The organism is Pradoshia sp. Z4_20, assembly GCF_058216035.1.
Window position 1 is genome coordinate 167,824 of sequence record NZ_JBZAJD010000003.1, and the last position, 23,861, is coordinate 191,684.

Consider the following 23,861-nt stretch of genomic DNA (forward strand, 5'->3'; position numbering starts at 1 on the left):
CAATGTGTTACTATCCTTGCTCAAATACCTTAGACGAAAATCAAAATCTCTTCTCAATCTGAAACCGAACAAAAATAATTCTTCTTAACAATAACAGGTAATTTTATAAATAGCAAATAATACGTCGCTCACCTTTCATACTTGGATGTTTATTCTTGTGTAATAGTAGCAGAACCATCACCACAACCTATCGTCATATAGTAGCATCCTCTAATACCTCGTTCACATTCCCTATCCTTATCCTCTAAAAAAGACATCAAATATAAAGCACAGCTCAAATACCATCCGTTTTCCTAACAAAAATAGCTAATGATTGAGTAAACCTATTAATAAAAAATAAGCTTGGGATATCCCAAGCTTATAGATCTTTAACGAAGAACTATTCTCTCGTTCATCTAGTTTGTCTCAGAGTTAAAAGTGTTACTCCCCTACCATTCCATCATTATCGTTATCGCGCATATAAGGATATAACCAATGGTCACTTGTTATGGGCATACTGAAACCTGCATCTTTTGCTTCTTTAATTGTCACTTGTCCATTACCATTCACATCAACACTAGAAATATCACCTTTCGTGTTTGAACTAGTTGAACTACTAGAATTACTTGAACTAGTTGAATCAGAAGGCTTACTTTCTGTTAAACCGAGCGATGCGTTTACTTCATCAGGGTTTACATTGTCAAATTTATCCACAATCTCGTTACCCCTTATAGTATAGGAATACTGGTAATGGGAAGGGACCTGTGTTTTCGTATTCGGATAGGTGATAATTGCTTCGAAATTAGTAGCTCCACCCGCACGACGAATCGCATCTTCCATATAAGCTTGGTCACCATGTCGGTTGAGTGTACTATCCTGCGGGGTAATATTATAAGCATTCGATACCCCGCCGAGAGAATCAGCGATGATATGTCCTTCATCTAAATTATCACTCTCAACACCAGGAACTTTCGCCTCATCAGAGTAGTATCTTCCAGATGATGTTACAGGTTCGCTACGATCATCTTGCAGAATAATTTCGTCAGCAATGACCCGCACTAATTGGCCGTATTCATTCGTAAATGCCCAATATTCACGATCCCCAAAGCCAATGTCAACGACAACGTTAGCTTCACGATATCCAGACAAATCGCCACCATCAACTTCAATCCGTTTGTATCCTGAGAACCGTTCATCCTTTGATTGGTTTTTTGTTTCCTCTATTACCGGTTCATCAACTACTTGTTCCTCTACTGCTGGTTCATCACTAACCGTAGGGGTAGTTTCTTCTTTTTCTTCTTTTTGACTATTTTCTTCTGTATTAACTGTGGTTACTTCTTGTGATTCTTTTTCTACATCTGTAATAGATGTATCATCAGCATTCGAACAACTCACCAAAAAAATAATCGTTAAAAGTGAGATTATATAGTTTATTTTCTTTTTCATTCTAGGACTCCCCTATAATTAACGTTAATAACATGTAAGTAAATATTTTATCACATAATACTATTCTATTTTTACTTTCGTTTTCATTTGCCTTTCATTTCCACGATTTTTGATTTAGGATTCGCTGCATATAAATTAAATAAAGAAAAATAAATCACAACAAAAAAACGCACGCAGATTTCATATGCGAAATATTGTGCGTTTTGGCTGGATATTTACTAATATGTGGCTCACGAGTAATCCCAGCAAGAGAAGTCCAATTAACAAAATGTTCTTCATCTATCTCTTCCTATTGAATGGCATTTTTAAGAATGCAGCTCCATTTTCAAGATTTATCCATTAAAATAATTATATAGCCTGCTTGAAATAAAGAAATATAAAAACAACTACCTCAAAATTTTAAATAATATTCTTTATAAATAACAAATTTACGGTAAGGTTATTTCGAAATACCAGTTGAATTAAAGTTATGTGGATTATAAGAGGAGGATGAGCAGTATGAACAGTTGGCGAACGGCTAAAGGATTTGGATTGGTTCTGTTCCTTCTGCTAGGGAGCCTGTCCTTTCCCACTACGGGAGAGGCTTTGAGCTGCGCGGAACCTGAACGCGCGGAAAAAGCTTTCAAGAACGCCGATTTCGTATTTAAAGGGATGGTAAAGGAGCGAAATGGAGACAGTTACATTATCCAAGTGGACACGGTCTATAAAGGAGAACTGAAACCTAGGGTTAAAGTGAAAGACATGATCGGAGATTGGTTACAAGAAACTCTCAAAGAAGGCGGAATCTACCTCATTTACGGACATAAAAAAGGATTACACATTGAGGTTGATCCGTGCGGACGAACAGATGAATGGCCGAAGCTGACAACGGACGTGGAAAAGTTTCCAAACGGGGAACTGGCAGATTATGATGCAGATGACTTTTTAGAATATACCCGAAGCCGCGATCAAAGAATTGCTGGTACCATTGCAGGATTACTTCTCTTGTCAAACGTGTGGATTTGGCGAAGGAAACGAAGATAAACCAGCAATAGCTGGTTTTACTTGCTCAACCCTCCTGTAATGTTCCATTGAAATCTTTAGACAAAACAACTCCAGTCTCTCTTCTTCTAAGAATCTTCCTTGCTTAATTGATACAGCCACAATCTCACCAAGAAGAAGGAGATATTAAATGTAAAGAAATATCCTCTAAGAATATATCGAAATAAAAAAATAGATACCGAAACCAATTAAGTTAAAAAGTCAAAAAATCGTTTTATTACCATTAGATAACTCATTCAATTTCGAAATATTATACTTAACAATAAAAAGGAAGCCAATCGCTGATTGGCTTCTACTTTAACACACATATGAACACTAGAAATTACTCTCATGAAACAGCATCGTTTTTTTCGTGATCTACCTGGCGAATTGGAACCAGGTCACACAGAATCCACCCAGTCTGCTTTGACCATGAACTGGTTTTTCCCTGTTTGATCAATGGCGTACCATATCCAGGTTCACCTCACCCCGCTCCTCATAGTCGGGTTTACCGGCCAAACCTGCAATACAGGATCATTCGTAGCAAACATTATCCATAAAATTAACAGAAATGAAGTTTTCACCTTTTATTTTTCACACTTTATCTATAATTAGTTTCATAATCTTATGCAAATCATCTTCTGCTATGGATGGATAATGCCTGTAACACCTAACAAAAAGAGTAGCAAAACTGCTACTCTAGTCAAAAAAATTATTCTATTACTCTAGATTATCTATTGCATATTGAGCTTCTTCTGGAGTGAATTTTTCTCCATATTCAGAAACTAATTGGTCATATATAGCGCTTTTTGACATATCCATATCATCAGCATAAGAGTTTGCTTTCTTTAATGCATTTGCATTCCAATCAAATTCAAGATTATTAATAGCATATTGAGCTGCATCAGCAGGGAACTGTTCTCCATATTCAGAAACTAATTGGTCATATATAGCGTTCTTTGACATATGCATGCTCTCAGCATACTGTTCTGCTTTTTTCAATGCAGAACTAAATTCTCTTGAAACACTTACTTTTTCAGTTTTTGCTTCTTCTTTCGGTTCTTCTTTTGCTACTTCTTTAGTAGTTGTTTCTTCTTTTTCTTGTTCTTTGTTTTTAGTGTCATTAACTACATTTGTTTCTTTTACATCAGAAGAATCAACAGCCTTACTCTCCTCATTTTCTTCAGAAGTACCCACTGCTATAATCAATATGATTGCAATTAACCAAACCCACCATTTTTTATAAAATGGCTTTTTCTTCTTTTCTACTGCCCCCACTATATACACTCCTTTATACTTTCTATATAAACCACTTTAGCATATTTTTACTTTATTTACCGATGTTTGTGCTATTTTTCACAATTTATCCATTTGTTTTATCACAAGTATGGTGGCGTACTGGAATACAAGCTTTCTTATGTCACAAATGGAGAGCAGCACTCCTATATTAAAAGAAAAATAATATGAAAAAGTTTGTGAATGAATATTTTTAAATAAAGCAAAATTAAGAAAGAGAAATACTGGTTATCCCTAACTGCAAAAAAAGCCAATCTTGGATTGGCTTCTTCTCATCACTCACACATACTTCCGACTCACACTCTTCCCATCATAACTAAACAAAATCCCCTTACCTTCCAACACCGTTTCCATATGAACTGTGCGACCCCATAAATAAATAATGCAAATGCGGCAAAACCTTCTCCAGATACTTCACATCCAGCTCGATATCTTCAAACCAGTGTTTCAAATAGAGCTCTCCATTTTTCAAGTAATCCCCATCATTCACCGTAATGTACGGGAACCCTCCATTGACCCGCATCCCAACGAGCTGATCTCGTACCGCTTTCCATTCCTTATCGACGATTTTATAATCGCGCCCTTTTTTCTGGAACAGATACATATCCTCACGCATGACTAAATCCTTTGTGAGGTAATTGCGGAGGAAGGAAATATCCGATTCAATCTCCTGCACTTCAAACATTTTTTCACGGCCTGAATTTGGTTTAACCCCGCGCCTTTTCATCTCTTCGTCTGGGTTGTTATATCGTTCTTCGATATCCTCAAACATCTTGATACCCAAGTGATAACGGTTAATACATGTTCGTGATGGCTGTACCACACCTGCATTGAGTTTTGCAAATTCGATTGATTCCCCGCTCGTTAAATCAAGTTCGCGGAGGATGCGTTGGCAGAAATTCTATATATTTCATGGTTTAACAAACGTTATCTTAGTTGAATCATAATACCTAGTAATCATTAGTAGTTGTTCGTTCATAAAATCGGCTGAATAGATAAAATTGTGTTCAACCCAATAGGAGATAATTCCTATCATAGAGTAAGACTGTGCACGAACAAATAATTCCTTGTTAATTTTTTCAAAATATTGGGATTGATTGTCGAAGTAGCTTACTTCAGTTAGGAATAATTCCTCCAGTACACTACTGAATTTTTTATTAAACCCCTTAAATGCCTTATTAGTAAATAACAATCTGAAAATTTCCGAATTACCTTCAATGTATTTGAATATTTGAATTGCTTGTATGGAAACCTTATCTAATTCGAGAGTTTTTATTTGTTTATAAGGCTCTCTAAAGGCGGCAAGAAAACCATCGAGTGTTTCATCAATAATTTCGTCGATTAATGATTGTTTATCCAGATAATGGACATAAAAAGTTGCTCGATTATAATTGGCTTTTTCCGTTATATCAACAATTGATACCTTTTCGATATCATTCTTTTCGTTTAATAAAGTAAAAAAGGCATCTTTCAAATCCCTTTTAGTTCTGACTACTCTCCGATCTTCTTTTTTATGTTTCATAACATAAGCACCCCGACTTTTTAATCTTTTTAACGTGTTTTTTTCAACACTTTTATACAGAATGTTGAATACTAATACATATCTGTTTTATTGTGGATTGAAGAAAAAAACTATCAAGTTATAATAATAATAATAATGCTGATAAATGATATGTTAACCGACACGTGTTGTTTACTAGATCTGTTAACATTTTATATTGATAAAAGGGAAGAATTCAAATAAAAACTGTTAGAAAGTTTTGTTTATAGTTTGCAATCTTATTTATATATGGGACTTATCATCGAAAATACGAAGGGGATTTATACGTATGCGTTCGACTTGCTATCTTATAACTAGGTTGAAAACTTTGTATATGTTTCGCGAAACCGCTATCGTAGAAGTTTTTTGCAAAAATGACTCTCCAACTATTATTATTTATTATTCATCTGGTTCTTATAAAATTATCGATATGGTAAACAATACAAAAACAGAAATTTACCACTGCAATTATATGAAAGTGATCGAAACAATTATGTTTAATTTTCGATTCCTACTTCCTAAACAAAACACTGTTGAATTACCTCAACTCTGGAATGGAATAGACATTTATTAAAGAGTAATACCTCATATAAGAAGTACATTATGACAGAAAGGATCATTATAGATGTTAGGAAAAGCAAATTTAATAAGTATTGAAGTTATTAAATGGGGTGTTTTACCAAATAAAACAAAACGTATTGCAGAATGGTTGGAAGCCAATTCAGAGAAAACCATTCTAAAAATTAAATATTCGGGCGATGAAGCTGTGATTATTTTCCAGAAGTAAGAGTAGTAACGAGGTAGCTGAAGAAAATTCAACTCTTTTTTATTGAATGAACTCATATTTAAACGCAACAAATTATTACTAATAATAAAAGGATTAATGGGTAGTCTTTATTTGATTGTTACACCGTTTGAAGGCCTTGGTCGATAGGTCATTGGATAGATTATAATCAGACACACTATTTCATTTAATTTGGTATCAGCGGATTTCCATTCATTACCATAAAAGAGGTGAAGCAATGCCAACAACAAATCACATATTAAAAATACTGAAAACTATGGAGACATTTTCTGATTGTGAAATTGAAGAAGTATTTACCAAAAATAATATACCTAGAGTAAGAGTACGTTACCTTCATACTTTGGGGCATTTTGAAGTAACAGATTTAACAAAAAATAAACAAATCAGTTATAACGATTACAACGAAATAGTAGATTTAGTAAAAAAACTTTTAAAATAGATAAAAAACTTTTTTAAATAAACAAATATTTATGAAGTTTATTTCTAGAGAAGTATTAATAATATTATCCTTTATTTCTCTGCTGCAAAGGAGATTACTTCTATTAGGATCTGTGATTATAGCTTTTGAATGAAGAGTATAAAGCAAGTTTGTGATGAAACGTACTTAAACAAACGGGGGCATTAACAGAATAAAGAAGCTTAAAAATATCCTCTTCTTAGTGATACTGTTTAGAGAATCCTCCGCGAGCTTGATTTTACAAGTGGCGAGTCAATCTAATTTACAAAGGTTAATGCAGGAATAATACAGCCGTCAAGAGTTTATACACTGGTTCCGATATACTTGACTTATTAATTTCTTAAGGATGGGATGGAAAGGGATGCTTACGAAGAAAGAGATGGAACTCATATATAATAACAAGGATGTGTTAGCATCACTTCTCCAGGTGGCTGAGGTACGAACGGTCTTCAAGCTATTCATGGTGCAAATCGATTTTCCTCAAAAGGAACAAATCTTGTTTGAGATCGATTCTGGCTATTATGAGAATTTTGGATATCTGCTCGATAAGATGTTAGCGGCTTATATGAAAGTGAATCCAGAAATCAAAACAGATACTTCTTTAAATTCGGTAACAAACGAAATCTGGAGTGAAGCTTTAGAAAGCTTATCAGGTGTCATCAGTGAACCCAGTTTCAATGCTTGGTTAAGAGATACGTATCTAATCAAAGAAACAGAAGATACTCTCTTCGTCTCAGCGACGAATTCTTTCTCAAGAGATTGGTTAGAGGAGCGGTACACAGATAAGGTAAAAAATGTGTTGAGTAACACCAGATGCAAGGAACATGATGTGAAGTTTGTTGTCCCTGACCCGTTGAATCCTAAAAAATAATGGGGTAAGTTAGCCTATTGACCTTTAGAGACAACTAGAATAATGGAATTAGAAAGATAAAAACCGTGTCAGGCTAGCTCACGGTTTTTAAACAATAATGTTGATGTTTGATTAAATTACCATCGATTCCGTTTGTCTCTTTTCGTTAACCTTCCCCTTTAATAAAAAAGCGATTGCCCTCATTTTGTATCTACCCTGAGAGTTTAAGTTTATTAACGATTAATTTGTGATAAATATGATAATATAATAATAAAATATAGTTTAGAGGGGTTAATTTATGGAAATGTTGGATTTCTTGGGAATTATTCCCATCATAATATATTTAGGAATTCTCATTTTTGCTACTTATGTTGCAAGTACTATCATAAAGTTAATGAAACAAAAAAATGATTATCTAAAGGACATTCGTGACGAAATTAGGAAAAATAATAGTGTCAATTAGTTTCAACCATTGTTCCACTCCCAATTTTAATAGTAGAAGATTGTATACCGTCAATGGCGGTATTTTTTATCTTATGCGATGCCTCTCAAGGTGTTTATAGATGATTCTGCTATTGCCATTGATAGTTTAAATGATGTTGTTTCACATATTTAACCACACTGTTCATTTATTGCAGGAATGCTGCCCCTTAGCAGCATAAAAAGATACCGTCCATTTGACAATCTTGATCTTCTGCTATTGCTTCCATTTGTTTGTGGACAGAGGAATTTAGAAAATTGGTAACCAAATTATATTCCCGTTCTTCAATTATCGAGCACGACCTTATATTCAAAAAGTAACACTTCTCAAATAAAAGAAGCCAATCCCTGATTGGCTTCTTCACATTACTCATACATACTTCCGACTCACACTCTTCCCATCATAGCTAAACAAAATCCCCTTACCTTCCAACACCGTTTCAATATGAACCGTACGCCCCCATAAATAATGCATATGCGGCAAAACCTTCTCCAGGTATTTTACATCCAGCTCAATATCCTCAAACCAATGCTTCAGGTAAAGTTCCCCATTTTTTAAATAGTCCCCGTCATTCACCGTAATATACGGGAACCCCCCATTGACCCGCATGCCGACGAGCTGATCGCGTACTGCTTCCCATTGCTTATCGACAATTTTGTAATCGCGCCCTTTTTTCTGGAACAGATACATATCCTCGCGCATGACCAAATCCTTTGTGAGGTAATTGCGGAGGAAGGAGATATCCGATTCGATTTCCCGCACTTCAAACATTTTTTCACGACCTGAATTTGGTTTAACCCCGCGCCTTTTCATCTCTTCGTCTGGGTTGTTATACCGCTCTTCAATATCCTCAAACATTTTGATGCCTAAGTAATAAGGGTTAATACCTGTTCTTGACGGCTGCACCACACCTGCATTAAGTTTTGCAAATTCGATTGATTCCCCGCTCGTTAAATCAAGTTCGCGGAGGATTCGTTGGTGCCAATAGCTTGCCCAGCCTTCCTTCTCCTAAGGATCTTTTATTAATGGCGCTATTCATAAACAGTATTGCTAAAAAGAGGCTACTTTTAAGCTTCATTATTCCGTTAACGCCCCAGTTAGTTGAATAAGGGATAATAAATTCTTCTCAATTACGATTTAAAAAAACTATACATATGTATATATTACAAGTGCATAAATCCTGAAAAAAAACCGACTTTTATGTCGGTTTTTTCAGGATTTTATTTTGTTTATGATATTGTATTAACAATTTGGTTCAGAGCTTCGTTAATCGGAGTAACTGGACGACTAAGAACTTTTTCAAAATCATTGCTTGCAACTTCCAGCGAACCGTTCCGAATGCTAGCTTGAATCCCTGCTACAAACGGAATCATTAAATCAGGTACACCTAAGCCTTTCATGATCTCTGCATATTTTTCATCACTAACTTGTTGTACAGGTACTGCTTTACCCAATACATTACCAAGAGAAGATGCCAATTCTTCTTGAGTTAATAGAGGACCTGAAAGTTCATACACTGTATTTTCATGACCGTTTCCTACGAGAACTGCTGCCGCTGCATCTGCATAATCTTGTTGCAGTGCCCAGCCTACTTTACCTTCTCCTGAAGAAGTTATCCATGGGGCTCCTGCAATAGCACCTTGAATGCTTCCCAGTTCATTTTCCAAATACCAATTGTTTCGTAAGAAAGAATATGAGATACCCGTTTTAATGATGGCTGCTTCTGTCGCAACATGAGGAGGGGCAATCAATATTTTACTATCGGTTGCATTTGCTAAACTTGTGTAAGCAATAAATTTTACTCCTGCACGCTCAGCTGCTTGGACGGCATTAGTATGCTGACGAATTCTTGTTTCATTGTCTCCATCCGCAGAAATAATTAATAAGCGGTCAATCCCTCTAAAAGCATTTTCCAATGTTTCTCGATGGTCAAAATCGCCATAACGAACTTCTACTCCACTATCACGAAGTCCTTCTGCTTTCTCAGGGTTTCGAACACTTACTGCCAGTTCACTTGCAGGTATAGATTTCAATAATGATTCTACAACCTTTGAACCTAATTTCCCTGTTGCTCCTGTAACTAATATTTTCATATAGTTCCTCTCCAGTTCTAAAATTTAACACACAAATTACACATTTCACCAAATTCATACGTTTCATTGATGACTACTGGTTCCTTGTTTTCTTCTCCCTTGCCCATTGCAAGAAACATATTTATTTACTCCTCCTACAAACGTCCGATTGCTACGAATATGGCAGGGACTAAAAAAATGATATTCATGCTAATTGCCTGATTTTCTTTCCTCTTAACGTGTAACCCAGCAGCCAAAATCATGACTAATCCAAGTCCAAGAGCAGCAATTGGTGTTAATATAGGTGCGATTCCGGTGACATAAGGTAAAATTAACCCCAGTCCTCCTAGCAGTTCCGCCATTCCTATAAATGTGACCAATCCTTTTGAAGAATCTTTTACCCAAGGCAAACTTGCTTTAGCTTTCTCATATTGAAATGCTTTCATAGCCCCAAACATAATAAATGCTAATCCTAAAATAATTTGAACAACCCATAACGCAATATTCATAATTTAAGCCCTTCTAAACTGTTCTTGTTTATCATTTTTCGCTGACTAAAAAACACTACTACTGCTAAAACCAACAAAATAAACGGTGTCAAAGTAACTCCAAACCCTTGACCACTATTTAAATGTGTGAATACTGCCCCAGCCATAGTGATCGTTAATATACCGCTGAAAACAGGAACTAAACTGTTCTTCCAATACCCAATCAGCAAACCAATCGCTGATATGATTTCAATAGCTCCTACTACATACATGAAACCAGTACCGTAGCCATAAACATTGGTAAATGCCTGTACTTGCATAGGGTTTGCACTAACCTTCATAAACCCAAATAATAAGAAACCTACTGCTAATAATCCTTGTAATATTCGAACTGTCCACTTCATTGTAATTATCTCTCCCTATTTTTAATTTAGTTTATTTAATCTCTCTGAATTCTTCTAGGAATGTAGCACATGATTTTCATCCCCTAGTCTGAATATTGCAATTTTTAACAGTACAAAAGAATTCGATTCCCAGAAGGATCTTCGGTAAAGAATTCCCCTTTTTCTTCCTTTATTAAATAACCCATTCATTCTATATTTTGCCACTTGAGAAGAATACTGCTTGGTCTGGTATATCCATTTCTATATCAAACCCTAGACCATCATGATAAAATTCTTTTGTTTTATCTAAATTAGATACATGCAAATGAATATGACCGATTATTGTTCCTTCAGGAATGCTATTCCATCTTTCACCGTTCGCTGCAGCGATGACGCTTTCTAAATCCATTGGACTATGTTTAGAAATATCTAACTTCCCTGTTTTATCTCTTAAAATTTTCAACCTTTAAATGAACGTGATTTACAAAAGTATTAGGTCTGCTATGAAAGTTATTCATTTTTTTACCTCCTATTTTATTTGAGTAATTTATCAAAAAGCATCAGTAATCACCTCAATTCAGACTTATTTACAAATCATGTTTTTAGCAATGAAATAAATACTCTGTTCTAAATCAACCACTAAGGTTATAATAATCTCTAGAACCAACTTTTGGAAGTAGGCACATTAATGTATCATAGTATACAAAAAGATACCATAAAAGGAGTAGGGAAAATGGCTGACGAATGTAAAGGAAATGGAACTGGAACAGTTGAGACAGCTCTTGATATTCTTGTTGGAAAATGGAAGCCTGTTATTCTTTATCATATTATTGTTAATGGAACACTACGCTTTAGTGAACTTCAACGCTTTATTCCAGATATAACGAAAAAAATGCTGACTACTCAACTAAGGGAATTGGAATATCACGATATAATAAACCGTAAGATATACGCACAAATTCCTCCAAAAGTTGAATATTCAATAACCGAATATGGAAAAGGATTAATGCCACTATTGATGTCAATGCATGAATGGGGCTTAGGACATTTAAAACATTTAGATGAGCTTTACGGAGAAAACCATAGGGAGCAAAGCAAATAAAAAGGAGCTAAAATTTTAGCTCCTTTTTACTTATCCTTGTTGAACTAACCTGCCCCGTTAGCTGCATAAGAAATTCAACATAAAAGGCATTAATCCTTCTTCTTAGATCAACGCCCCCGTTATTTCTATAAGGAAAAGTGAACCTTTTTAAACAATCGTGCCCGTTTTTTGCATCGGCTTTTTATTTTTAATCATTTAAACCAACCCTTACGCCAAAACCATAACAACATTACAGAGCCAACTGATACCATAACTCCCAGCACTCCAAAATATCCCCATTGCAAGGTAAGTTCTGGCATATATTTAAAATTCATCCCATATATACTGGCAATAAACGTTAAGGGAATGAAAACTGATGTCATAACAGTTAGTGTTTTCATAATTCTGTTCATTCGGTTTGAATTTAGTGAAATATAATTGTCTCGTATATCTGCCGTCATTTCTCGATTAGACTCGATCATTTCAGAAAGTCTCAATAAATGGTCGTATATATCCATAAAATAGACTCGATCATCTTTTGGGACTATCACTCTCTCCGAATTTAAAATTCTATACAGCAATTCTCTCATCGGAAAAATTGTGCGTCTTAACTTAAGTAACTGGTTTCTTATTTCATAAACATTTTCAATTAAATCTTGATTTGTTTTATTCATTTCTATTTCATTCAATTTATCTTCACATTTATAAATACTTGGAAAATACTCATCTACAATTTTATCCATTATTGAATAAAAAATGTGGAGAACCCCTTTATTAATAGTATTTTTATCCTCCATTACCCTTTTTCGAACCATTCCTATTTCACTTAAAGGTGATGAATGGAAAGTAACTATAAAATTGTGTCCGACAAATATATCTAATTCTTCAGGTACAAGGGAGTATTGGTTTAAAGTGTGTAGAACAAAAAAATTATACCCATCATAATAATCAAGTTTTGGACGTTGTAGAGAATGTAAGCAGTCTTCAATTGCAAGTGGATGCAAATCAAAATGAGTTTGTAAAAGGAGTGCTTCTCTATCACTAGGTGTATCGAAATCTACCCAAAACCATTTAATATCAGAATCATCTAAACGTTTTAATGGTATATCAGTTATTAGTTTTAAATCGTTTGTTACGGCAAAAGTATGAATCATATGTATCGCTTCCTCTTTTATTTGTAAATTAAACACTACCACTTTGTGTCAGATACAAATTATTAATAACATAAAGAATTGGTCTAATATATTATAACTCCTTATGCAACTATCCTGCCCTTCGTATTATAAGGTTGACCAAGTTAATGGGTTGACCTTTTTCTTTGAGGTCTAGAATACTAGAGGTAGCTGGGGTAGAACGAAGGCCCCCCGTGGGAAAGATACTTTCTAACATTTAGAATACTATCAAGCTATAATAAATTATCAAAATACGTCAATAAAATTTTCATGTAACACACTCTGCACAGGATAAATTAAACATCTTTATTCAAACTCCTTCTTCCACTAACTGTCCCATTGTGGAAGAACAAAAAAAGCGGATACACCGCCCTTGAGTCTTATGAAAGCAAATCATAAGTCTTCATGATAGAACCCAGAGATCTTGATAACTTCTATATTTTTTATTCATTTTTGATACTTGAAATAATGCTATCATAACAAGAAAAGGAGAGCCAATCCATTCGGCTCTCCTTTCCTCCTTATACATACTTCCGACTCACACTCTTCCCATCATAGCTAAACAAAATCCCCTTACCTTCCAACACCGTTTCAATATGAACCGTACGCCCCCATAAATAATGCATATGCGGCAAAACCTTCTCCAGGTATTTCACATCCAGCTCAATATCTTCATACCAATGTTTCAGATAAAGTTCCCCATTCTTTAAATAGTCTCCGTCATTCACCGTAATGTAAGGGAAACCACCATTTACCCTCATACCGACGAGCTGATCACGTACCGCTTCCCATTGCTTATCAACGATTTTGTAATCGCGGCCTTTCTTCTGGAACAGATACATGTCTTCACGCATGACCAAATCTTTGGTGAGATAATTGCGAAGGAAAGAGATATCTGATTCAATTTCCCGCACCTCAAACATTTTCTCACGACCTGAATTTGGTTTAACCCCGCGCCTTCTCATCTCTTCGTCTGGATTGTTATATCTTTCTTCGATATCCTCAAACATCTTGATGCCTAAGTAATATGGATTAATGCCTGTTCTTGACGGCTGCACCACTCCTGCATTTAGTTTTGCAAATTCGATTGACTCACCGCTGGTTAAATCAAGTTCACGTAGGATGCGTTGGTGCCAGTAACTCGCCCAGCCTTCGTTCATGATTTTAGTTTCAAGCTGCGGCCAAAAGTAGAGCATCTCTTCACGCATCATCGTCAGTATGTCTCGCTGCCAATCCTCTAGGTTACGGCTATACTGTTCAATGAATAAAAGAATATCCTTTTCTGGACGAGGGGGAAATTTCTTGACCTTTGTTTTTTTCTTTTGCCCCTTTTCCTTGCTTTCCAAGTTCCATAAATCATCGTACGGTGTAGTAAATTGCGGAGAATCATCCTCTATCTCCTCTTCATCCATGGACCAATTCAATTGTGGACGAACAAGCGATGGGTCAATATGTTCCTCAATCGCCAAGACCGAATCAAGAAACTTCTCAACCTCCAGCTTCCCATGCTCAATCTCGTATTGCCTAACTCTTTCCGCAGTGGCAGACATACTTTCCACCATATCTCGCTTCGTATTTTTAAAACGAACATTATTCTTAAAGAAATCACAATGTGCCAGTACATGAGCCACAATTAATTTGTTTTGAATCAAGGAATTGGAATCTAATAAAAAAGCATAGCAAGGATCAGAATTAATAACCAGCTCGTAAATTTTGCTTAATCCAACGTCATACTGAAGCTTCATCTTGTGAAATTGTTTTCCGAAACTCCAATGAGAATATCGAGTTGGCATTCCATATGCTCCAAAAGTATATATTATTTCGCTTGGGCAGATCTCATATCTCATTGGGTAAAAATCGAGCCCAAATCCAACAGCGATTTCCGTTATTTCATCAATGGCATACTCCAAGTCTTTTTGCTCGTCTGCTCTCACCCATTCACCCCCTCATTCTCTTACCTCATTAATATGAAGGGATAGGAAAATCATGTATAAAAGTCCTCAAATGAGTCTAAAAACAACCTGAAAAATGGGTTAGAAACAGAATAATTATTCGACCTGCCCTTGATTTATATTTACTTACTTCCTTAACTGCCTTTATGTAATAGTCTCCCCTAAAATCTAGCCCATATCTTACACATACTCGTCACTGAGTACATTAAATATAGAATAGAAACGTCAAATACGGATATTAGGATAACCGTTCCTCTAACAATTAAGCCATGGAAAGTTTCATTTTTACTATTTACAAACTGACCAACTTTTACAGGGTGATAAAATGATGACTTTGAACAAACTAATTTTAACTCCTCACTAGAAGGAGAGTGAAGCAAATGGATAAGGTTGATTATGATCGTGCTTTGTACTACACGCATCGTTCAGAATGGGATAACCTCCTACTTCTGATGGTAAGGACAAAAGACCACTTTTTGTCCAAAAAAATTGAACATTTTCTGCACGCCTATCATTTCTCTAAGGATAATGCGTCCGTTGAAAAGACCCTAAATGCCCTTCTTCAATATATAGACCATGCAACATTCCTGCCTTATGATCAGGAAGAAGGATGGGCGATGCAGACTTTTTAATATCTTTATTTTTTTCTGTGGTGGGAAAAATATACGGCTAAATGCAAACAGCGAAACTAAGGGTGTAAACAAACAGAGAGCTGACTAAAAGTCAGCTCTCTGTTTTGTATTTTATATTTCAGATACTTTTTGCATCATTTCGTTCATAAAGGACTGAAGCTTTTGTTCACTTGCTTGTTTTTGGCTATCCTTAACAGCAAAGTAGAACTTAATTTTAGGCTCAGTTCCGGATGGTCTTAAACAAACCCAAGACTCATCTTCAAAGAAATATTTAAGAACATTGGATTTTGGTAAATGGATTGCTTCCTCTTCATTCGTAAGTAAATCCATTCGTGTGCTTTCTTTATAATCTTCAACAGCCACTACTTTTACACCTGCAAGAGAGGCTAGCGGCTCCTTACGGAATGTAGCAAGAATTTGCTGGATTTGAGCAGCTCCTTCTTTTCCTTTTAGAGTCAAGGAACGCATTCCTTCTAAGTAATAACCATGCTTCTCATATAAATCCTCTAATGCCTGATATAAGGTTTTTCCAAGGCGTTTGTAATGGGCACAAATTTCTACCGCCATTACTGCAGCTTGAACCGCATCTTTATCACGGGCAAAATCTTTAATTAATGAACCATAGCTTTCTTCATATCCAAATAGGAAAGAATACTCTCCAGACTCTTCATACTGCTTGATTTTTTCCCCGATAAATTTAAACCCAGTCAGAACATCTTCTGTTTCTACTCCATAGCTGGAGGCAATGGAACGTCCAAATTCTGATGTTACGATTGTTTTGAACATTATTCCATTTTCAGGCATTGTTCCTTTTTCCTTCTTCTGAGACAGAATATAGTCTAAGAATAACGCACCTGTTTGGTTACCTGTTAAAACCGCATATTCTCCCTCTGCATTCTTAACAGCAATACCAACACGGTCAGCATCTGGATCTGTACCAATTAAAATATCCGCACCGATTTCTTTGCCTTTAGCGATTGCCAATTCAAATGCAGCATGCTCTTCTGGGTTAGGAGATTTTACAGTTGAGAATTCAGGATCAGGTAATTCTTGTTCTTTTACAACTTCTACATGTTCATAACCTAAATCCTTCAATGCTCGGCGAACAGAAAGATTAGCTGTACCATGAAGCGGCGTGAAAACGACTTTTACATCTACTTCTTTTGCTAAATTAGGCTGTTCAGAAATAGTAAGGACTTTTTCATTGTATGCATCGTCCACTTCTTTACCGATGATTTTAATTAATCCTTTATCACGTAAGACAGACTCTTCTTCCACTTTAATTTCAAGTTCATTTTCAATAGCATTAACCATCTCAATCAGAACATCTGCATCAGCAGGAGGCAGTTGTCCACCATCTTCGTTATACACTTTATATCCATTATATTCTGGAGGATTATGGCTTGCTGTAATTACAATACCACCGATTGCACGTAAGTATCGAACTGCAAAAGAAAGCTCCGGAGTTGGACGAAGGCTATCAAATACATAAGCTTGAATTCCGTTGGTTGCCAGTGTTTTTGCTGCTTCCATCGCAAACTCAGGTGATTTATGTCTGGAATCATAAGCAATAACAACTCCACGCTGTTTTGCTTCTTCTCCTAATTTCTCAATATAGGATGCAAAGCCTTGTGTTGCTTTACGGATTGTATAAACATTCATGCGGTTTGTTCCTACACCAATTTCTCCACGCATACCGCCTGTACCGAATTCTAAATTCTTATAGAAACAATCTTCTAACGCAACTTCATCATCCACAAGAGAAGTCAGTTTCTCATGAAGCTCTGGTTCAAGCGTTAAGTGATCATTCCATTTATTAAAAGTTGTTTTCCAATCCATTTATTTTATTCCTCCTAAATAAATTGCTAACTAAATAAGATCTTCTTTATTTTACTAAATATTTAATATTTCTTGAATATTTTCATTTAGAGAAATATTTACCAATCAATACTTTTTGTAATGAAGTTCATATAAATCCCTTCTCCGATCCTTTAGTTGGCGTACGGTCCCGGATAATCTTTGACGTCGCAAAATTTCAAGGTCGACATCTCCAATCAGCACCATTTCTATATTAGCATTCGTTTCTCCCACAATGCCATCACGCGGATATTCAAAATCAGAGGGGGTAAAGATCGCCGATTGCGCATATTGAATGTCCATATTTTCTGTTTGCGGCAAATTGCCTACTGTTCCAGATATGACGGTGTATACCTGATTTTCGACTGCACGTGCCTGAGCACAGTATCTAACCCTTAAATATCCCTGTCGATCTTCTGTACAGAATGGAGTGAAAATAATATTTGCTCCTTTATCTGTTGCGATCCTGGATAATTCAGGAAACTCTATATCGTAGCAAATCAGCATGGAGATTTTTCCGCAATCTGTATCGAATACATTTACCTCATCACCTTCATTAATCCCCCACCACTTTTTCTCATTCGGTGTAATATGGAGTTTATATTGCTTCTCGATTGTTCCATCTCTCCTAAAGAGATAAGCAATATTATAAATATTATCATCCTCTTCTTTCACAAAATGGGAACCGCCAATAATATTTACATTATAGCGGACCGCCAAGTTTGTAAACAACTCAATATATTGCTCTGTAAAATCTGTCACTTTTCGCACTGCCTTACTTGGAACCTTTTCATCTAAAAAGGACATCAATTGAGAGGTTAAAATTTCTGGAAATACCACAAAATCAGAATCTGCATCCGCTGCCACATCAACAAAGTATTCAACTTGATTCGCGAAATCCTCGAATGAGTTGATCTTTCTCATCATATATTGCACAACACATATTCTTACAGGATATGCGGTTTTATAATACCGTTTAGATTTAGGACGATAATCTACATTATTCCATTCCATCAGTGTTGCATATTTTCCTGATGCTCGGTCATCCTCCAAATAGTTTTGATTAATACGTGTGAGCGTAAATTCATTCAGAAATTGGAAGGATAAGACCGGATCATATATTTTATGTAAGCGTACTTCTTCCACATATTCACGTGCAGTCATTTGATCTGCATATTTATGGTAGTTTGGAATCCTTCCACCGATAATAATACTTTTTAGATTTAATTTACGGGCTAATTCCTTACGTTCCTCATACAAACGATGCCCAACCTTCATTTTTCTATACTTAGGATGGACCATAACTTCTATACCATAAAGATTTAAACCATCAGGATTATGGTTGGTGATATATCCGTCATCTGTTATTTCAGACCAAGTATGACGATCATCATATTCATCAAAATTAATGATTAAACTAGAGCATGAACCAATCACTTCATCATTTAATTCTGCTACAAATTGTCCTTCCGGAAAAATGGATAAATGGCTTTCCAAATGCTCGCGTTTCCACGGATCCATCCCGGGAAAACAAAGCTTTTGAAGCTCCATAATATCATCTATATCGCGGATCTCCATTCGCCTAATTTCCATTTTATGTTCATATTTAGTTAAATCCAATTCCTCTGTCACGGACACGACACTCCTTTTTCATACCCATTCTCTCTATCCTCTGTTTTTTCCCATTTATCTGTTTTTTTAAACAATAGCCAAGACCAAATGGAAAGAAAACTCGATACAGCTGCCGTCACATAAAGAAAAGCTGTTGGCTTTATCTCTAACAGCTCATTAGTGCTTTATCTTTCTATTAAATAAACAATAGCTTCCCATGGTCTCAAAATTGTCTCAGCAGCAGCTTCTTGCTTAGTAAGATCAGGGTAATTACTTATTACCTTTTGTCCTGGATAATCTTTTACACTATCCGGCCAAGCTACTGATTGTTCCCCACCTGTAAAGTTGGTTAACACAAGCAATGTTTGATTATCAAGATGTCTCATATAGGCAAAGACATATTCGTGTTCTGCTTCAATCAATTCAAAACTTCCTTCTACTATAATCCGCATTTCCTTACGCAGGGCGATTAGCTTCTTATAATAGTAGAAAATCGAATCGGAATCCTTTAATGCATTCTTAGCGTTTATATCCACATAGTTTGGATTTACGTTAATCCACGGTTTCCCGGTTGAAAAACCAGCTTGCTCAGAGTTATCCCACTGCATTGGGGTACGTGCATTGTCACGGCCTTTTGCAAAAATACCCTTCATGATCTGCTCTGGCTCCATGCCTTTTTCTATTTTTTCATTGTACATATTTATACTCTCGATATCCCGGTAATACTCAATATCAGGAAATTGTACATTTGTCATTCCGATTTCCTCACCTTGATATATATAAGGAGTACCCTGCAGGAAATGCAAACATGTACCCAACATTTTGGCAGATTCTATACGATATGTGCCATCATCTCCAAAACGGGAAACGATTCTTGGCTGGTCATGATTATTCCAATAAAGGCTATTCCACCCTTTTCCATGGAGTTCTGTTTGCCATTTTGATAAGATTTTTTTTAATTTCACCAAGTCCAGGGGCTTAACGTCCCATTTTCCTGATGGACCGGAATCTACGTCCATATGTTCAAATTGAAAAATCATATCTAACTCATGACGATCTTCCCCCGTATATAAAATACCTTCATTTGGTGTTACACCAGGGGTTTCCCCAACAGACATGACATCGTAATGCGAAAGCACCTCTTTATTCATTTCCTGTAAATACTCATGTATTTTAGGGCCGTTCATATAATAATCCGCACCAGACGCATAATCTTTTCCTTCCACAACCGGACCATCAGGAAGAGAAGGATCTTTGGAAATTAGATTGATTACATCCATTCGGAATCCATCTACCCCTTTATCAAGCCAAAACTTCATGAGATCATATACTTCTTTACGAACCTTTTCATTTTCCCAGTTAAGATCCGGCTGTTTTTTAGAGAATAAATGTAAGTAATAATCATCAGTTGCTTCATTATATTGCCAAGTTGAACCACTAAAAAAGGATTCCCAGTTATTCGGCTCTTTTCCATCTTTACTAGGACGCCATATGTAATAATCTCTATAAGGATTGTCTTTAGATTTTTTCGACTCCATAAACCATGCATGTTCATCAGATGAGTGATTAACGACAAGGTCCATCACAAGTCTTATGCCTCTTTTATGCATTTCCTCAAGCATTATTTCCCAATCCTGCATGGTTCCAAACTCATCCATAATATCGTGATAATTACTAATATCGTAACCGTTATCATCATTTGGTGACTTATATACCGGAGAAAGCCAGACGACATCTATACCAAGCTCTTTTAAATAATCCAGGCGTGAGACGATTCCCTGAATATCACCCACTCCATCTCCGTTGGAATCCATAAAGCTTCGTGGGTAAATTTGATAAACAACTGCTTCTTTCCACCACTGTTTCTTCATTATTCAGCCCCTTCCTAACGATGTGTACATTGGTATGAATACTAAAAATCTAATCCCTACCGCTAGATATTGAGCCTTAAAGCCAATATACCCCAATTATGTATTGGTAAGCGATTTCTTTTTACAATATTATGATAACATACTATAATTTTAATGTAGGAAATATGATGAAAAGGGGGAATTTTCATGCAACATAAAATTATAAATCGTGACAACGCCCTTTTTCTGGCATTTGCTGCAGCCTTTATAGCGATGGTTGGCAGTCTGTATTTTTCAGAAATAAAAGGCTATGAGCCATGTGTTTTATGTTGGTATCAGCGAATTGCGATGTATCCTTTTACTGTAATCCTTGTGCTGGCAATCTGGAAAAAGGATTACCATATTGCTTTTTATACTATGATTTTATCTGCCATCGGAGCGTGTATTTCAACCTATCACGTGCTTATTCAGAAGGTACCGTTTTTTACGGATCGCGCTGTTACATGCGGCCGAATTCCGTGTACAGGCGACTATATTAACTGGCTTGGCTTCATTACTATACCAATGCTTGCATTAATTGCTTTTATCATCATATTTGTATGCAGCTTGTATATATTTAAAGTGACAAAGGGGGAAACAAAATGAAGAAAGTCATTATTTTCGTCGCAGCGGTCGTTTTAATTTTTGCCGCAATAGCGTATTTATCTAATAAACAGCAAACAGAAAAAACGTCAAGTGACAATCCATATGGAAAAGAAAATTTAAGTCCAGCAACTGTTGATCAGTTGGATGATCCACTTTATCAAAACATCATTACACCGGATGAATTAGATGAAAAGCTTGAAAAAGAAGAAGCAATGACTGTTTATTATTTCAGTCCTGAATGTCCACATTGTGTAAAAACCACTCCAATTCTAATGCCCGTAGCAGAAGAAATGGACGAGCATATTTATCAATATAATGTGCTGGAGTTTGAGCAAGGCTGGGACGAAATCGAAGGATCAGGAACACCGACTCTTATCCATTATAAAAATGGTAAAGAAACAAGCCGTATTTCGGGAGAACATTCCGCTGAAGAATTTAAACAGTGGTTTGACAATTTATAAGAAACACGCCGGGCGCACTGCTCGGCGTGTTTCTTTAAATTAAATAGGTGTTGGCTGCTTTTGTTTGGTACAATGGAAGCTCAATCTGTCTATCCTCACTAAAAAAGTGTTTATGCTCAAAAGGAAAAAAGATACCAAGTTCATTTAAGAGTCGTGCATTGTGATTAAATAATTCAACAGCCTTGGAATCTTCACTTCGATTTTCTAGAATGATCATCAAGGTTTGCATACAGGATAATGCTTGAAAGGCACCTTTTAACGTACCGATATGAGAATTTGAACCTGGTACATACAGTACTTCATTTAAAGTGAACAAATCAATTTGTTCTTTAGTAAAGTACATTGGGAACAGTTCGACATAAAATTTCTCTACAGTCTTATCTATTTCTATATCCTGTAAATGAAGAGAGCCTTCTACAATTTTCATATTGATCACCCTCACTTTCTTCAATCTTCCTCTGTTGGCATTTATAGGATAGCACATGATATTGTATTGATAATACTAATTAACTTTACTAAAAACGAGGTATTTACATGTTAAACGTAATTAAATCAGGTCCATATGCTCTAATTACCTGCCCTCCTGACTGGATAGGAAAATCAGTGGAAATCATTTTAAGAGATCACCTGCATATACCAAAGAAAATGTTACATCAATGGCGAATGGAAAAAATCGTTTTATTAAATAGTGAGGTTATTTCCTGGTCAACTAAAATAGAATCTTCTTCTATTATGTATATACCCATTTATGCAGAAGATTTAAATGTGTTAGTACCATTAAAAATGAAATTAGATATCCTTTATGAGGATGATGATATTATGGTCGTGAACAAACCACCATTTCTTAATACACATCCAATCTCAGAAAATGATAAACATTCCTTAATGAATGCTGTCACCGCATATATTGATAATAATAAAATTAAGCCTCGCCATATCCATCGCTTAGATAAGGATACTTCGGGTGCCATTCTCTTTGCTAAGCATGCTTATGCAGGAGCGATACTGGATCAGGCTTTGAGTCAAGGGAAAATAAAAAGAACTTATGCAGCCCTAGTTCAGGGAATCGTAAAAAAAGAGCAAGGTACCATAAATGCTCCGATTGCCAGAGACCGGCATACATCAGGGAGAATGCGAGTATCCACTTCCGGTAAACATGCAGTAACAAAATATAAAGTTTTACAAAGATTTAAATCTAAAAATCAATCTCTTGTAGCCTGTAAATTGGAAACTGGCCGTACTCATCAAATACGAGTCCATATGAGCTCTATTGGCCATCCGCTTATTGGTGATACTTTATACGGAGGAACAAAAAGTGCCTCTCTCAATAGACAGGCCCTTCATGCATACAAATTAGAGTTTATACAGCCGCTTACAGGAGAAGAATTATCGGTCGAAAGCGAAATTCCATTTATATAGAAGATTTCCTTCGAAATAATAATGCAAAAAAAGACAAATCCTTTACTACCTATGGCAGAAAGGATTTGTCTTTTACTTTTTAAGCTATAGTAAGATTTTCAATTGATAGTTAGGCTGTTTTTCTTACAGCTTTCATAATCATGCTTACGATAAAGATTAAAATAATCGCACCGATTAATGCCGGTATAATTGCATATCCTGCAACTGTTGGTCCCATATCTCCAAAAATAGCTGTACCTAACCAAGAACCAATAATACCTGCAATAATGTTACCGATAATACCACCTGGTACATCTTTACCTACGATTAAACTTGCAACCCAACCTAAAATTCCACCTACGATTAATGATATAATAAAACTCAT

Annotated in this window: 23 protein-coding genes and 2 pseudogenes; 9 read left to right on the top strand and 16 right to left on the bottom strand. The window is 35.8% G+C overall.

Features of this window, described 5'->3' with window-relative positions; translation table 11 throughout:
• Positions 1–420 precede the first annotated feature (420 nt).
• Positions 421–1,425: a DNA/RNA non-specific endonuclease gene (locus AC4BHP_RS10950; RefSeq protein WP_066102169.1), complete on the bottom strand. Its 1,005-nt coding sequence runs from the start codon at positions 1,423–1,425 to the stop codon at positions 421–423.
• A 498-nt stretch (positions 1,426–1,923) separates the two neighbouring features.
• Here AC4BHP_RS10950 and AC4BHP_RS10955 point away from each other — a divergent pair, with 498 nt between their 5' ends.
• Positions 1,924–2,448, top strand: a complete 525-nt coding sequence (locus tag AC4BHP_RS10955; protein WP_066102172.1) for a hypothetical protein — start codon at positions 1,924–1,926, stop codon at positions 2,446–2,448.
• A gap of 717 nt (positions 2,449–3,165) precedes the next feature.
• On the opposite strand, the gene AC4BHP_RS10960 is transcribed toward AC4BHP_RS10955, so the two are convergent.
• From AC4BHP_RS10960 to AC4BHP_RS10970, 3 genes and pseudogenes are all read right to left on the bottom strand, one after another.
• Positions 3,166–3,723, bottom strand: coding sequence for an Ltp family lipoprotein (locus AC4BHP_RS10960; protein WP_490552234.1), 558 nt, complete (start codon positions 3,721–3,723; stop codon positions 3,166–3,168).
• Between the two features lie 297 nt (positions 3,724–4,020).
• Positions 4,021–4,633 (bottom strand): annotated as a pseudogene (locus tag AC4BHP_RS10965) (SpoVR family protein); the annotation flags it as partial.
• 18 nt (positions 4,634–4,651) lie between these two features.
• Positions 4,652–5,263 carry a TetR/AcrR family transcriptional regulator gene (locus AC4BHP_RS10970; protein ID WP_490552236.1) on the bottom strand — a complete coding sequence of 204 codons (612 nt, stop codon included), beginning with the start codon at positions 5,261–5,263 and terminating at the stop codon, positions 4,652–4,654.
• Positions 5,264–5,906: 643 nt separating this feature from the next.
• Here AC4BHP_RS10970 and AC4BHP_RS10975 point away from each other — a divergent pair.
• From AC4BHP_RS10975 to AC4BHP_RS10985, 3 genes are all read left to right on the top strand, one after another.
• Positions 5,907–6,068 (top strand): hypothetical protein, encoded by a 162-nt coding sequence (locus AC4BHP_RS10975; protein ID WP_490552239.1) that lies wholly within the window; start codon positions 5,907–5,909, stop codon positions 6,066–6,068.
• A gap of 235 nt (positions 6,069–6,303) precedes the next feature.
• Positions 6,304–6,525, top strand: a complete 222-nt coding sequence (locus tag AC4BHP_RS10980; protein WP_490552241.1) for a hypothetical protein — start codon at positions 6,304–6,306, stop codon at positions 6,523–6,525.
• A gap of 379 nt (positions 6,526–6,904) precedes the next feature.
• Positions 6,905–7,414, top strand: coding sequence for a DnaA N-terminal domain-containing protein (locus tag AC4BHP_RS10985; protein ID WP_490552243.1), 510 nt, complete (start codon positions 6,905–6,907; stop codon positions 7,412–7,414).
• 829 nt (positions 7,415–8,243) lie between these two features.
• Here the strand turns inward: AC4BHP_RS10985 and AC4BHP_RS10990 are convergent.
• The 5 genes and pseudogenes from AC4BHP_RS10990 to AC4BHP_RS11010 form a co-directional block, all read right to left on the bottom strand.
• A pseudogene (locus AC4BHP_RS10990) lies at positions 8,244–8,876 on the bottom strand (SpoVR family protein); the annotation flags it as partial.
• A gap of 227 nt (positions 8,877–9,103) precedes the next feature.
• Positions 9,104–9,967: an SDR family oxidoreductase gene (locus AC4BHP_RS10995; RefSeq protein WP_148631145.1), complete on the bottom strand. Its 864-nt coding sequence runs from the start codon at positions 9,965–9,967 to the stop codon at positions 9,104–9,106.
• A 134-nt stretch (positions 9,968–10,101) separates the two neighbouring features.
• Positions 10,102–10,455 carry a DoxX family protein gene (locus tag AC4BHP_RS11000; RefSeq protein ID WP_148631147.1) on the bottom strand — a complete coding sequence of 118 codons (354 nt, stop codon included), beginning with the start codon at positions 10,453–10,455 and terminating at the stop codon, positions 10,102–10,104.
• The gene (locus AC4BHP_RS11005) at positions 10,452–10,838 is read right to left on the bottom strand and encodes a DoxX family protein (protein ID WP_490552248.1); all 387 of its coding nucleotides are present in this window, start codon (positions 10,836–10,838) and stop codon (positions 10,452–10,454) included. Before AC4BHP_RS11005 ends, AC4BHP_RS11000 begins: the two co-directional genes overlap by 4 nt.
• 190 nt (positions 10,839–11,028) lie before the next feature.
• Complete coding sequence (locus AC4BHP_RS11010; protein ID WP_490552250.1) at positions 11,029–11,280, bottom strand: VOC family protein; 252 nt, start codon at positions 11,278–11,280, stop codon at positions 11,029–11,031.
• A gap of 270 nt (positions 11,281–11,550) precedes the next feature.
• Between AC4BHP_RS11010 and AC4BHP_RS11015 the strand changes: the two genes are divergently transcribed.
• A complete protein-coding gene (locus tag AC4BHP_RS11015) occupies positions 11,551–11,919 on the top strand; it encodes a winged helix-turn-helix transcriptional regulator (protein ID WP_148631153.1) in 369 nt (122 codons plus the stop codon).
• A 191-nt stretch (positions 11,920–12,110) separates the two neighbouring features.
• On the opposite strand, the gene corA is transcribed toward AC4BHP_RS11015, so the two are convergent.
• Both corA and AC4BHP_RS11025 read right to left on the bottom strand, forming a co-directional pair.
• Entirely contained in the window at positions 12,111–13,052 is a 942-nt protein-coding gene (corA, locus tag AC4BHP_RS11020; protein WP_066102697.1) for a magnesium/cobalt transporter CorA, read from the bottom strand.
• A 539-nt stretch (positions 13,053–13,591) separates the two neighbouring features.
• Complete coding sequence (locus tag AC4BHP_RS11025) at positions 13,592–15,004, bottom strand: SpoVR family protein (protein WP_490552254.1); 1,413 nt, start codon at positions 15,002–15,004, stop codon at positions 13,592–13,594.
• Between the two features lie 398 nt (positions 15,005–15,402).
• Between AC4BHP_RS11025 and AC4BHP_RS11030 the strand changes: the two genes are divergently transcribed.
• Positions 15,403–15,654, top strand: coding sequence for a YhdB family protein (locus AC4BHP_RS11030; RefSeq protein WP_066102706.1), 252 nt, complete (start codon positions 15,403–15,405; stop codon positions 15,652–15,654).
• Between the two features lie 111 nt (positions 15,655–15,765).
• Here the strand turns inward: AC4BHP_RS11030 and AC4BHP_RS11035 are convergent, their stop codons facing one another.
• From AC4BHP_RS11035 to AC4BHP_RS11045, 3 genes are all read right to left on the bottom strand, one after another.
• Entirely contained in the window at positions 15,766–17,493 is a 1,728-nt protein-coding gene (locus AC4BHP_RS11035) for a phospho-sugar mutase (RefSeq protein WP_490552257.1), read from the bottom strand.
• A 105-nt stretch (positions 17,494–17,598) separates the two neighbouring features.
• On the bottom strand, positions 17,599–19,143 hold the full coding sequence (locus tag AC4BHP_RS11040) for a bifunctional GNAT family N-acetyltransferase/carbon-nitrogen hydrolase family protein (protein ID WP_140462317.1): 1,545 nt from the start codon (positions 19,141–19,143) through the stop codon (positions 17,599–17,601).
• Positions 19,144–19,307: 164 nt separating this feature from the next.
• A complete protein-coding gene (locus tag AC4BHP_RS11045) occupies positions 19,308–20,993 on the bottom strand; it encodes a glycoside hydrolase family 13 protein (protein ID WP_490552260.1) in 1,686 nt (561 codons plus the stop codon).
• A 186-nt stretch (positions 20,994–21,179) separates the two neighbouring features.
• Between AC4BHP_RS11045 and AC4BHP_RS11050 the strand changes: the two genes are divergently transcribed.
• On the top strand, positions 21,180–21,617 hold the full coding sequence (locus AC4BHP_RS11050; RefSeq protein ID WP_148631160.1) for a disulfide oxidoreductase: 438 nt from the start codon (positions 21,180–21,182) through the stop codon (positions 21,615–21,617).
• Entirely contained in the window at positions 21,614–22,078 is a 465-nt protein-coding gene (locus AC4BHP_RS11055; RefSeq protein WP_148631162.1) for a thioredoxin family protein, read from the top strand. Before AC4BHP_RS11050 ends, AC4BHP_RS11055 begins: the two co-directional genes overlap by 4 nt.
• A 34-nt stretch (positions 22,079–22,112) precedes the next feature.
• Here the strand turns inward: AC4BHP_RS11055 and AC4BHP_RS11060 are convergent, their stop codons facing one another.
• Positions 22,113–22,505: a DUF5365 family protein gene (locus tag AC4BHP_RS11060; RefSeq protein ID WP_490552262.1), complete on the bottom strand. Its 393-nt coding sequence runs from the start codon at positions 22,503–22,505 to the stop codon at positions 22,113–22,115.
• 107 nt (positions 22,506–22,612) lie between these two features.
• Between AC4BHP_RS11060 and AC4BHP_RS11065 the strand changes: the two genes are divergently transcribed.
• Complete coding sequence (locus tag AC4BHP_RS11065) at positions 22,613–23,497, top strand: RluA family pseudouridine synthase (protein ID WP_490552264.1); 885 nt, start codon at positions 22,613–22,615, stop codon at positions 23,495–23,497.
• Positions 23,498–23,606: 109 nt separating this feature from the next.
• Here the strand turns inward: AC4BHP_RS11065 and AC4BHP_RS11070 are convergent, their stop codons facing one another.
• Positions 23,607–23,861: a GlsB/YeaQ/YmgE family stress response membrane protein gene (locus AC4BHP_RS11070; RefSeq protein WP_066102728.1), complete on the bottom strand. Its 255-nt coding sequence runs from the start codon at positions 23,859–23,861 to the stop codon at positions 23,607–23,609.